The sequence below is a fragment of the Terriglobia bacterium genome (assembly GCA_020072785.1).
GTDB lineage: Bacteria > Acidobacteriota > Terriglobia > Acidiferrales > UBA7541 > Acidiferrum.
This window is the reverse complement of sequence record JAIQGG010000001.1, coordinates 553,700-565,259: the sequence shown is the minus strand read 5'-3', so window position 1 is coordinate 565,259 and position 11,560 is coordinate 553,700. Positions and strand designations below refer to the sequence as shown.

Genomic DNA, 11,560 nt, shown 5'->3' with positions numbered 1-11,560 from the left:
GGTTACCGGCCCGGGGCGGAATGCCGGGCGAGCTTGCGCCAGGTTATGAGCGCGGCCAAACCGCATCCCGCAAACACCGGCACGATGGGGATGCCATGCGAGATCAGCATATAGGCTGCCAGCAGGGAGGCCCCGAAGAACAAGTTCCATTTTGCTTTCATCGGAACACCATAAAGAGCACCGTGACCACCATCATAACCAAACCGAGGCCGAGTGCGGGGACTTTCAGCGACTTGGTCCAAGCGGGCCGCTGCGTGCCTTCGCGGCGGAGGCGGCGAATTTCGGAGAGCTGGTGGCGCGCCTGGGCGAGCTCCCAGCCGGTGGCGGCGAGATGGAGGGCGTGGAGAGTTTCCGCTTCCGCTTTTTCGAGGGCGCGCAGGCGGTAGAAGAGTTCCGCGTACTTGAACTGGGCGAAGAAGTTCTGCGGCTCGAGGGTGCGCGCGGCTTCCAGAGCGTCCATCGAGCGGTAGGCATCGTAGTTCATCGCGTGAGCCATGCCGAGACAGGTGCGCAGATCCGCGTTAGCGGGCTGGAGCGCGCAGGCCTCTTCGAGCGACGCGATGAGTTCCGCCAGCTTCTCGGGCGAAACCGAATGCGGGTCGCGCCAGGGAATGGCTGGGAGGCGAGAGGAGTCCAGGCCGGGAGCGAGTGCTCCCGGCCTGGGTTGCAGTGCTGTGGTCGTGGTGGACATGCGAATACGCTCCTTACGATCAGGACTTCAACTCGAACTCGGGATAGCCGAGAGCGCCCATTTCCGGGAGATCCAGGCCTTCGAGCTCGGCTTTGGCAGCCACGCGCTGACCGACGATCCAATCCACGAGGAGGTTGAGGACGAAGCTGAGCGTGAAGATGAAGCCAAGCAGAGTGACGACGCCGATCAACTGCGCCACGAGCTGGCCGCCGTTGTCGCCGTAGAACAGGCCGGTGACGGAACCGCTCACGCCGTTCCAGGAGCCGCCGTAGTTGCTCTTGCCGTCGGCGAAGAGGCCGACGGAGATCACGCCCCAGAGGCCGTTGGTGCCGTGCACGGAGATGGCGCCGACGGGATCGTCCACTTTCAGCACGCGGTCCACGAACTCGACGGAAAGACAGACGAGGACACCGGCGACGAGGCCAATGATCACCGAGCCCACCGGATTGACGAAGCCCGAGGGAGCAGTGATGGCCACGAGTCCGGCGAGCAGACCGTTGCCGCTCATCGAAGCGTCGGGCTTGCCATAGCGCGTCCACATGTAGAACATGGCGCCGAAGCCTCCGGCCATGCCCGCGAGCATGGTATTCACCGCGACCGAGCCGATGCGCAGCGAGCCGTTGCCGGAAGCGCCGAGCGTGGAGCCTGGATTGAAGCCGAACCAGCCGAAGGCCAGGATGAAGCAGCCGGTCAGGACCAGAACGATGTCGTGACCGAGAATGGCGTTCGGCTTGCCCGTGCGGTCGTACTTGCCGATGCGCGGGCCGATGAGCATCGAGAGAGCCAGGGCGGTGATGCCGCCGACCGCGTGGACCACACCCGAGCCGGCGAAGTCGCAGTAGCCCTTGCCGAGATTGAAATTGGCGCCGAGAGTGGCGAGCCAGCCGCCGCCCCAGGCCCAGTTGGCAAAGAGGGGATAGGTGAACGCCCCCATGAGGAAGGAAGAGATGATGAAGGCCGCGTATTTCCAGCGTTCCGCGGCGGAGCCGGTGACGATGGTCAGTGCGGTATCCATGAACACCATCTGGAAGAGGAAGAGCACCATCACGGAAACGTCATACGTGCCCTTGTGCATCAGGAACAGGCCATGCTGCCCGAACAAGCCGAAGGGCTTGCCGAAAAGATTGATGGCGTATTCCGCGTTCAAGGGAGGGGTACCACCGAGGTTGGCGACCGCGCCCACGCCGCCCATCTGGATGGCGAAGCCGATGAGCCAGTAGGCGAACATCCCGACGCCGTACACCATAAAGTTCATCATCATGGTGTGGTTGGCGTTCTTGGCGCGACACAGGCCGGTCTCGACGATGGCAAAGCCGGCTTGCATGAACATGACCAGGAAACCGGTGACCAGCGTCCACATGAAATTGATGGCGATTTTGTTCTGCCCGGCCTGATTCGCGAGATCGCCAATGCTAATGCCCTTCTTGGCGTCGGTGACGGTGACATCGCTGGCCGTGCCGGTGAGCGAGCCGTCCGGATCGCCTTTGGCGCGGGCGTCCGCGGAAGGCACGGGCGCGTTCGCGAGGTCGGCGTCGGTAATCGGCTTGGGAACCGGCGCCGCCGCGGCCGCCGGTGCCGCGGCTGCCGGGGCAGCGGGCGGTGCCTGGGCAAAACCCAACGGCCCGAGACACAGCGCCACGATGGTGACCAGGAGCAGTTTCTTTGTTGTCGTTTTCATCCTCTCCTCACCCCTTCTTCCAAATGGCATTTTTGAGATAGACCCGGTTGAGCACGCCCATGATGCCGAACAGGCTGACGGCCAGCCCGAATAGAATAACCGCCAGCTGAACTCCCACGGAGTGCATGGTCAGGCTGAGCACAGCGATGACAAAGCCGAGAAGCGTCACGAGAATTCCGACGAGAATCATGTTCGATGTCCTCAATTCTCCGCGTGTTCCAGCGGTTTGCATTTACGAAAGGCACTGATGGAGATCGCCAAGAGCACCGCCGTCGTCAGGTAGAGCACGACGCTCCCCTTGAAGATGGCGGCGGACAGCGCCGTGAAGGCCAGCAAGAAGGCCGTGACTGCTACGGCCTGCGTGGGATTTGCTCCCATGGAGTTCCTCCTCTTTTACTTGCGAATTTTTTCCAAATCTCGTACGACATCGTTTCCCCCTGCGCCCGAGCTAGCGCTTGGGCCCGAAGAACGCGACCACGCCCAGCGTCAGCGTGTCCTGGCTCTTGGAAGTCCCGACCGGCCCCATATACGTCGCTCCGCCCAGCTCACTCACCGAAGCGCCGCGCTGGAAGAAGGGCTGATTGGACCAGTCATGGCGGTATTCGAGGCGGGCCAGCAAACCTTCCGGCAGCTTGTATTCGCCGGTGAAGGTGACCTCCTTGAGTTGCTGCTGGATGCCGGTACCAGTGGCAAAGCCGTCGCGGTCGTTGAACCACTCGACGCGCGGGGTGAAGGACACTTTGCCGGTAGCCTGGTAGTGCACCGCGACCGCGGCTCCGTACCACACTTGCGATCCCGGGCCGATGTTCTTGTCCGAGCCGTAGTCGAAATTGAGGTAGGCGTTCCACTTGGGCGTGGGCGTAAGCAAGAGCGTGGTGTCGTAGAGATTGCGCCAGCCCTTATTGGTGTTGGGCTTTTCCGGTCCGGTGTGGAAATTGTTGATCCACGTGAATTTTTTCGCAGTGTACGTTCCGGTGAACATCAGGGTCTTGCCCGTGTTGTTGTCCTCGACGTTGTTCCAGCCGTTGACCACCATCACCCCGCCGGTGAAGTGCTTGCCCACGGGAAAAGAGGTGCGCAGGCCGAAGTGGTAGTAGGGAATGGCCCAGGCGAAGAGCAGCGAGCGCGAGTAGTTCCAGTTGCTGTTGGTTTCGATAACCTCGGCGCCGTCGCTGGTCACGAATTTCCCGAAATCCACCTGGAAGCCCTTGGCCTTCGCCGGCTTCCAGCTCAAATAGGCCTGCTCGATATAGCGGAAGATCTCCGGGGCCTTCTCATTGGTGGAGATCATGTCAAAGGCCCGCCCAAAGCCGAAATCCACCTGAAAGCCCACGGGGTCGGCGGTGTGGGAGAGGGACAGTTTGGCCATGTTCAGGCTGAACTGGTTGGCGCGCACGTCGAAGTTGTAGAGTTGATTGAATTGCGAAGCGGGATGGTTGAAGTTGAAGCTGTAATAGCCGTCAATCAGGCCGCTGAAGTCGATGGGCCCGGCCGACCAGGCGGGCGACGAAGCCGGAGCGGAAGCCGGCTCCTGCGCCGAAGGAGTTGCCTGCGGAGCCGGGCTTGCTGCCGGGGCCGGACTTGCCGGAGCACTGGCGGGGGAAGCCTGGTCCACCGGGGCGGCAGCCGCCTGGCCCCTGGCTGACGAGGCCAGCGTCAAACCGAAAAGACATAAGAACAGACACGCTCGGGACATTCGCACTCTGGATCTCCTTCGACTAGACATGGCGAGCAACGCTCGAGAATCTCGCTTGAGGGCGGACTGTACAGACCGTGATTTCAAAACGCCAACAGAAATTTTCAATCGGAGAAATGAAAAATTCACGGCAGGCTTACAAATTTCAATCGGAGAGATGAAAATTATGGAGTTGGCCCGGAGCGCAAGCGCGTGCATGATACGCCCGTGCGCGGCCGCTGCACGCGCGCCGCGGTTGTGCCAGCCCGGGAAAACGCAGGGAAGAACAAATCGAGGGGGATTGCATGAAGAAGATCGAAGCGATTATTCAGCCGTCGCGGTTTGAATCGGTGAAGGACGCGCTGCGCGAAATCGGCGTGGAAGGCATGACGGTGATCGAAGTGCGCGGCCACGGCCGGCAGAAGGGCCACACCGAGGTCTACCGCGGCCGCGAATATACCGTGGACCTGGTGCCCAAGATCAAGCTGGAGATGGTCCTGCCGGACGCGCTCGTGGAGCAGGCCGTGGAGACCATTCTCAAAACCGCCAAGACAGGCAAGATCGGCGACGGTAAGATATTCTTGTCGGGCACCGAAGACGCCATCCGCATCCGGAATGAGGAACGCGGCGATAGCGCGCTGTAAGTTTTTCGCGGGACGGCGCGCTGGCCCTCGCACGGCCCAACGATGATGGAGCGCAGCACGCATCTTCCCCCAACTGCGGCGCAGACCCTGGTTACCTCGCTGACCGGCGCCTGCGAAGAGCGCCGCGCAGTCATTCGCCAGGCCTTCGAGGCGCAAGGCTCCGGCACGCGCACCCTGTGCGCCCTCTGCGATTTCGCCGACGAGACGCTGCTGCGCGTCTGGAACGCGCTGCGCCCCGCCACCCCACGGCGTTTTTCCTTGCTGGCTCTCGGCGGCTACGGCCGCCGCATGCTCTTTCCCTACTCCGATCTCGACGTGCTGTTTCTTTTCGAAGACGCGCCGGCCGAAAAGGAGTTCAAGCCGCTGGTGGGCGAGCTCTCGCGCACGCTCTGGGACCTCGGCTTCCGCGTCAGCTCCGCCGGCCGCACCGTCGAGGAGTGCAAGCGTCTCGAGGAGGACAACGCCGAATTCCACCTGGCGCTTCTCGACCGCCGCTTCCTCGCCGGGGACCGCGAACTCTACGACTGCCTGGATACGCGCATCCTGCGCGAAGCCGAGCGCCGGGCCCGCGGCTTTCTCACGACAGAGATCGTGCGCCTGACCCGCGAGCGCCACGCGCGCTACGGCGACACTATCTTTCATCTCGAGCCCAACGTAAAGGACGCACCCGGGGGCCTGCGCGACCACCACGCCGCCGCCTGGCTCGATGCCCTGGCGAAAAAAGCCGGCGCGGAGCCCCGCCCGCCCGCACCACTCGAACCGCCGCCCGCCCAGGCCCTGGAATTCCTCAGCGCCGTGCGCTGCTTTCTCCACTACGCCAACGGCCGCAACGACAACGGCCTTACCTACGAGCTGCAGGAGACTGCCGCGCGCCGCGCTCTGGGCGCCGCCGACGGCGTACCGCGCGATCCCGCGGAATGGATGCGCCTCTATTTCCAGCACGCGCGCACGCTCAACCGCGAGTTGCTGCCGAAGATCGAGCAGGCGCCGAAGCGGCGCTCCTTCTGGGGGCGGCGCTTCCCTTTTCTGGCCCGCGGCGAGCGTGGCCCTTTCTTCGTCGAAGACGGCCGCCTGGAACTGGCCGCTCCGGGCGCCCTGCGCAGCCGCAGCGATGTTTTCGCCTTTCTGAGCGCAGCGGCGCGCAGCGGCTGCCCACCCACGCTCGGAGCCGAGCGCATTCTCGGCGAGCTGTGGCGGCGCACCGCCGCGGCGCAGCAAGACGCTGCCGGGTTCCGGCCGCCCTGGCGCGAAATCCTCGACACGCCGCATCCCGCCGCAGCCCTGCGGCCCATGCACCGTATCGGCCTGCTCGCGGACATGCTCCCCGAGTTCCGGGCCATCGACGCGCTGGTGGTCCGCGACTTCTATCACCGCTACACCGTGGACGAGCACTCCCTGCGCACCATCGAACACCTGCAGGACTTGGCCGAGCCGCAGGACGAGCGCGCCCGGCATTTCTGCGATCTCTGGAAATCGCTCGAGCGCCGCGACCTGCTCATTTTCGCCATGCTTCTGCACGACATCGGCAAGGGCATGCCCACGGAAAACCACGTGGCTGGAAGCCTCGAAGCGCTGCAGAGCGCGGCGGCGCGCCTGGGCCTCGACGCCCAGGAAAAGGACGAGGTCCACTTCCTGATCGAGCACCACCTGGACATGTCCGCCACGCTGCTGCGCCGCGATATTTTCGATCCCGGCACCGTGGCCGCCTTCGCCCGCACGGTGGAGACCCCGGAGCGCCTCACCCGGCTCTGCCTGCTCACCTATGCCGACATCCAGGCGGTGAATCCCGAAGCGCTCACGCCGTGGAAAGCCGAAATGCTCTGGCAGCTCTTCGCGGCCACCGCCAATCACCTCAGCCGCAGCGTGGACCGCGACCGTCTGCACATCGCGCACGAGACGCCGTTCCTCGACGAAGCGCGGCGCATTGCCGGAGCCAAGATCGAGGACCTCGAGTGGTTCCTTGAAGGCTTCCCCCGGCGCTATCTCGCCGTGCACTCTCCGGCGGAAGTGGCCGCGCATTTCGAGCTCTACCGGCGCCTCTCCGAAGAGCCCGTGCAGGCGGAACTGAAAGCCGTGCCGCACGCCTTCTCGCTTACCGTGCTGACGCCCGACCGTCCGGGGCTGTTCGCGAACATCGCCGGCGCCCTCGCGGGCTGGGGAATGAACATCGTGAAGGCCGACGCCTTTGCCAACGCCGCGGGGATCGCCCTGGACACCTTCCACTTCGAGGATCTGCACCGCACCCTGGAGCTGAACCCGGGCGAGAAAGAACGATTCCGGCGCAGCTTGGCGGACATCCTCAGCGGCAAGACCGCACTCGAGCCGCTGCTGAAAAGCCGCCTAGGCATGGGCCGCGCCCGCCCGCCGAAGGTGGCCGTGAGCACCACCATCCGCTTCGACGACGCCTCCTCGGAACAGAGCACCCTGCTCGAGCTGATCACCCAGGACCGCCCTGGCCTGCTCTACGCCATCGGCTCCGCCCTGGCGCGTCTCGCGTGCAACATCGAAGTCGCGCTCATCGACACCGAGGGCCAGAAGGCCATCGACGTCTTCTACCTCACCGCACAGGGAAAAAAGCTCCGCCCGGAAATGCAGGACGCGCTGTGCGAAGCGCTGACGGAAGCTTTGGCCTGATTCCCAGCGGAAATAAACAGAGACCCCGTCTCCGCTGGCCCAATGTCCCCTCGAAGGGCTTTGCGGAGGCGGGGTCTCCCTCACATGGGGGTGTGAGGAGCTTTGTGCCGGCGTCAGTGCATCCGGAACGATACGATTACATTCATCTGAATGGGCACGGGCTCGTCATTCAGGTACGTCGGCTCGTATTTCCACGTGCGCACGGCATTCAGCGCCGCGTCGTAGAGCAACGGGTGGCCGCTGACAACCCTCGCGTCTATCACATTCCCCTGCGAATCGATCGTCGCGTCGATCACCACGTCGCCCTGGATACGCGCGCTCTGGGCCAGAGCAGGATAGTCGGGTGCGGCCTTCAGCAGCGCGCGCGGCGGCCGCACCCGGCCTCCAATGCGCACCGGAGCCTTGGCCTTTGCCGCGAGCGGCGGCGCAACCGCCTTGCTGCTCAAGATGCCGCCGAGTACTCCCCCGAGCACTCCGCCCATCTGCCCGCCCGGCACGCCGCCGGGAACGCCGCCCGAGATGCCCTCCAGCCCGGAAACATCCGGGAGCGGCGCTTCCTTGAGCACCGCTACCTGTTTGGGAATAAACCTGGGCGCCAGGAGTTTGCCTTCGCTGGTGAAGACGCGGCGCGGCGCCGTGCGGACGACTGCGGCGGCGGCCGGCGGCGGAGGTGGTGGAGGTGGCGGGCCGACCAGCAGCGTCGCCGTGTACGCGCGCAGATTGAGCGTGTCCGTGTACCACAGCGAAAGCAGCAGGGGCACGCCGATGACCAGCACATGCACCACGATGGAAACGGCGAGTTGCAGGGCGCGCGAGCCTGCCGGCACGCGGTTCATCTCGATGAGTGATTTCGAGAAATTAGCCTCGACGCGCGGACGCGTGGCTTGCACGGGTCTCGGTATCGGTACAGGAAGAAGGACTGCCGGAGCAACAGTTCTAACACGCACCCCCAAGACTGGGGGCTCCAACAAGGGTGCCCGGGCCATGGAAATCGCCTCTGCGATAGTTATGGCATTCTGATTGCCACCAGCAGGAGCGAAAGATGCAACTTAACCTATTCTATATACGGAGTTTAGTTGCATAAACGAAGCGGGAGATCTCTTCGCCTGGGGCACCTGGCGCAATTTTCCGTCCGGGATGCGAATTATGCCCCACTCCGCGGCGAGTGCTCGGCGTAATTGGCTTTACTTTTTCAGCCCAGGGTTCGGAGTTGAGATCAGGGGCGAAGCGGGCTTTGGGACTGGCGCCGGATTTGGTTTGGCAGGGGAAGCCGGCGCCGGCGTTGTCGCTGGTTTTGCACCCGGAGCGGCAGCTGGCGCGGGTTTCGCACTGGGAGCCGCGACGGGGCGCTGGTGCGCTGGGGCTGCCCCGCCTTTGGATGCGGAGCCCTTGGCGTCGGGGCTGCGCGGCGTCCAATCCGCCGGGGGAAAGGCAATGCGCCAGAAAAGAGGCGCCGGCTTGAGGAACTCGAGGCCCACCTCCACATTGCTCAGCTGCGCATGATTCACGAAGACCACGCGGCAATGGGCCTCTTCGCTGGTCTTCAGATTTTTCACGGTAAGCTGCTGCCCAATTTCCACTTTCAGATTTAGTTGCACCAGCGCGCCGTGCGCATTCACCACCATCGTGCGGGTCTTTTCCGAGACGGGTTTCTTCTCCACCCCCTGCTGCGCGGTGACCTCCACGGGGAGGCTCAGCAGCACGCGCTGGCTGCGGCGCTGATTGCTGCGCTCGGCAACTTGTGTAGAAAAGGGTTGCATAAACTAAACGCTATCACGCCTGCGGCACATTCCACACAGCTGTCTACAGGGTGTTTCTTTTGAAGCAACTGCGCGCCGCGCGGGGCAGAAGGCGCGCGCGGGGGCCTTCCGGGCGGTCGTAATCCTTGGCGGCGATCAGCTGGCCGTATGCTCGTGCTGCAGGCGCCACCATTCCTGTCCGGCCTCGGGCAGTGTGTAGATGGGATCGTAGTATTCGTACTGGCGGGTCAGCGCTTCGGGATCCTGGGCCTCGATGCCGGTCTTGTAGTTCTTGGTCCAGTAGGTAACGCCCTTGTCGCGGTCGTACTGGCGCACCTGGTGCACCCAGCGCTTGCCCACAAAGGGCACGTCGCAGACGATGCGCGGGGTGGCGAAGCCCGGCAGATAGCCCATGATGTCGTGCTGCAACTGCTGCGCTTCGTAGACCGCCACGCGCCAGTGCTCGGCGTTGGGGATCATGTCACACATGTAGAAGTAGTAGGGAATGATCGAGGCATGATCGAGAAGCGTGAAGCACAACTCGAGCAGTTCCCGGGAGGAAGCGTTGACGCCGCGCAGCAGCACGCCCTGGTTGCGCACGTCGCGGAAGCCCAGCTCCAGCAGCTTGCGCGAAGCCCGCGCCACCAGGGGCGTGACCTGCGCGGCATGGTTGGCGTGGGTGTGAAACGCCAGGCTGACGCCGCGCTCCCGCGCCTTCCTGGCCAGACGCTCGTAGCCGTGCAGCACCTCGTCCTGCAGGAAATGCTGCGGGATGCCGATCAGCCCCTTGGAGGCGAAGCGGATGTCGCGGATGTTTTCGATGTCCAGCAAGGCGCTGACGAACGGCTCGAGCTGCTGGATGGGCAGGTTGCCGATGTCCCCGCCGGAAACCACCACGTCGCGAACCTGTGGCGTGCGCCGCAGATAATCGAGCATCTGTTCGAAGCGCTCTTTCTGCGGAATCTGGAAGCGCAGCTTGGTCACCTGCGGCACATCGTTGCCCACCAGGTCCATGCGCGTGCAGTGCCCGCAGTACTGCGGGCAGGTGGAAACCATCTCCGCCAGCACCTTGGTCGGGTAGCGGTGCGTCAGCCCCTCCACCGCCCACATGTCGGATTCATGCAGGCTGTCGCGGCTGGCGTGCGGATGGCTGGGCCACTCCGGATGGCGGTCGTCGAACGCCGGGAGCATGTAGTGGCGCACCGGATCGTTCCACAGGTCCCGCTCATTCATGGTGTTGATCATCTGCGGCGGAATGAGCATGGACATAGTGGCGCGCTCGCGCATGTCCCGCTCGACATTGGCCGCGAGGTCCTCGGGGAGCAGGGCGCCCATCACTTCCTTCAGTTCTTTGAGGTTCTTGACCGTGTGCTGCCGTTGCCACAAGGCCGTCTCCCACTGCTCCCGCGTCACGTCCTTCCAGCCCGGAAAACGCCGCCAGTCCGGCTCCACAAACGCGCGCTCCAGCGGATACTTGAACGGCTGTCCGCCTACACCCACCCGGGTCGTAGGTTTCCAGACGGGCCGCGCCGCTTTGGTGGTCGTAGACGTAGACATGAACGGAACTCCTTCTGGTTCTAACGCGGGGGACTACAGCCACATCCATTCTATCAATTTTCCGCCGCTTTCGGGTGCGCCGGGGCGCCGCCGGCCCGCTGCGGCCGGAATCGGAGGACGGTCCGTTGCGCGGGGAAAATTGGTAGACGTGAGGGGGCTCGCCCGGGCTACGAGATCAGCCAACAGTTTTTCACATCTCGCGCATGCGGCCGGGCGGACGCTCCCAGGGCCCCTGCAGGGCTCAGGGCCGCGGCTTCCGAGTGCGGCGCTGCGCCGCCGTGGAGGTCTCCGCAATCGCCGCTTCCATTTCCGCCAGAAGCTCCTCAGTGGTCATCACTCTGCCAAAGAATAAGTCGATGTTCTTCAGTGTGGCCTCGTGCATGGCCGGATCGAATGACGCATTGGCATCGCTGGGAAATGCCACATAGTAGTCACGCATGAACGCAGCACGGGCCGTGGATTCGCAGCAGACGTTGGTGGCGGTTCCGGTGATGATTACGGTATCCGTGTGGTGATAGCGCAGAATGGCGTCCAGGCCGGTTTCGAAAAAAGCGTCGAACTTATGCTTGACCAGCCGGTACTCGGAGACCGCTTCCTGCGGCTGGAGCATGTGGGGATACATCTCAAAGCTCGGCTCGCCCTGCCACAGGACGCGCTGCTCGCCGATGACGGGAAACTTCTGCAGCATCAGGCCGCCATAGGGCGGCCGGTGATCCGACTGGGTCCAGACGATGGGCATCTCGCGTTCGCGGCAAAACCGGATCAGACGCTCGAGGCGCGGAACCATCGCGCGCGCCGGCGGCGTTTCGAACGGCTCGCCCTCGGCCACAAAGGCGTTCTGCATGTCGATGACGAGTAGGGCGCAACGCCGGGGGTCCACCGTGAAAAATTTTTTCCGGGATGCACGGTCTTGGTGGGGCATCGGCAACCTCCAATGGCTGG

12 protein-coding genes are annotated in these 11,560 nt (G+C 63.9%); 2 read left to right on the top strand and 10 right to left on the bottom strand.

Annotation, left to right across the window (positions count from 1 at the left end; all coding sequences use genetic code 11):
* Positions 1-2 precede the first annotated feature (2 nt).
* The 6 genes from LAN61_02450 to LAN61_02425 form a co-directional block, all read right to left on the bottom strand.
* The gene (locus tag LAN61_02450; protein ID MBZ5539359.1) at positions 3-161 is read right to left on the bottom strand and encodes a hypothetical protein; all 159 of its coding nucleotides are present in this window, start codon (positions 159-161) and stop codon (positions 3-5) included.
* Complete coding sequence (locus LAN61_02445; GenBank protein MBZ5539358.1) at positions 158-691, bottom strand: hypothetical protein; 534 nt, start codon at positions 689-691, stop codon at positions 158-160. Before LAN61_02445 ends, LAN61_02450 begins: the two co-directional genes overlap by 4 nt.
* A 19-nt stretch (positions 692-710) precedes the next feature.
* Entirely contained in the window at positions 711-2,369 is a 1,659-nt protein-coding gene (locus LAN61_02440; GenBank protein ID MBZ5539357.1) for an ammonium transporter, read from the bottom strand.
* A 7-nt stretch (positions 2,370-2,376) separates the two neighbouring features.
* Complete coding sequence (locus tag LAN61_02435) at positions 2,377-2,559, bottom strand: hypothetical protein (GenBank protein MBZ5539356.1); 183 nt, start codon at positions 2,557-2,559, stop codon at positions 2,377-2,379.
* Positions 2,560-2,570: 11 nt separating this feature from the next.
* The gene (locus LAN61_02430; GenBank protein ID MBZ5539355.1) at positions 2,571-2,747 is read right to left on the bottom strand and encodes a hypothetical protein; all 177 of its coding nucleotides are present in this window, start codon (positions 2,745-2,747) and stop codon (positions 2,571-2,573) included.
* A 70-nt stretch (positions 2,748-2,817) separates the two neighbouring features.
* Complete coding sequence (locus LAN61_02425; GenBank protein MBZ5539354.1) at positions 2,818-4,065, bottom strand: porin; 1,248 nt, start codon at positions 4,063-4,065, stop codon at positions 2,818-2,820.
* Positions 4,066-4,349: 284 nt separating this feature from the next.
* Here LAN61_02425 and LAN61_02420 point away from each other — a divergent pair, with 284 nt between their 5' ends.
* Both LAN61_02420 and glnD read left to right on the top strand, forming a co-directional pair.
* Positions 4,350-4,688, top strand: a complete 339-nt coding sequence (locus LAN61_02420) for a P-II family nitrogen regulator (GenBank protein MBZ5539353.1) — start codon at positions 4,350-4,352, stop codon at positions 4,686-4,688.
* A gap of 42 nt (positions 4,689-4,730) precedes the next feature.
* The gene (glnD, locus tag LAN61_02415) at positions 4,731-7,322 is read left to right on the top strand and encodes a [protein-PII] uridylyltransferase (protein MBZ5539352.1); all 2,592 of its coding nucleotides are present in this window, start codon (positions 4,731-4,733) and stop codon (positions 7,320-7,322) included.
* 113 nt (positions 7,323-7,435) lie between these two features.
* Here the strand turns inward: glnD and LAN61_02410 are convergent, their stop codons facing one another.
* The 4 genes from LAN61_02410 to LAN61_02395 all read right to left on the bottom strand — a co-directional run bounded on the left by LAN61_02410 (position 7,436) and on the right by LAN61_02395 (position 11,540).
* A complete protein-coding gene (locus tag LAN61_02410) occupies positions 7,436-8,212 on the bottom strand; it encodes an energy transducer TonB (GenBank protein ID MBZ5539351.1) in 777 nt (258 codons plus the stop codon).
* 294 nt (positions 8,213-8,506) lie between these two features.
* On the bottom strand, positions 8,507-9,082 hold the full coding sequence (locus tag LAN61_02405; protein ID MBZ5539350.1) for a hypothetical protein: 576 nt from the start codon (positions 9,080-9,082) through the stop codon (positions 8,507-8,509).
* 135 nt (positions 9,083-9,217) lie between these two features.
* Positions 9,218-10,561: a lysine 2,3-aminomutase gene (locus tag LAN61_02400; protein ID MBZ5539349.1), complete on the bottom strand. Its 1,344-nt coding sequence runs from the start codon at positions 10,559-10,561 to the stop codon at positions 9,218-9,220.
* 298 nt (positions 10,562-10,859) lie between these two features.
* A complete protein-coding gene (locus LAN61_02395) occupies positions 10,860-11,540 on the bottom strand; it encodes a cysteine hydrolase (protein ID MBZ5539348.1) in 681 nt (226 codons plus the stop codon).
* Positions 11,541-11,560 lie beyond the last annotated feature (20 nt).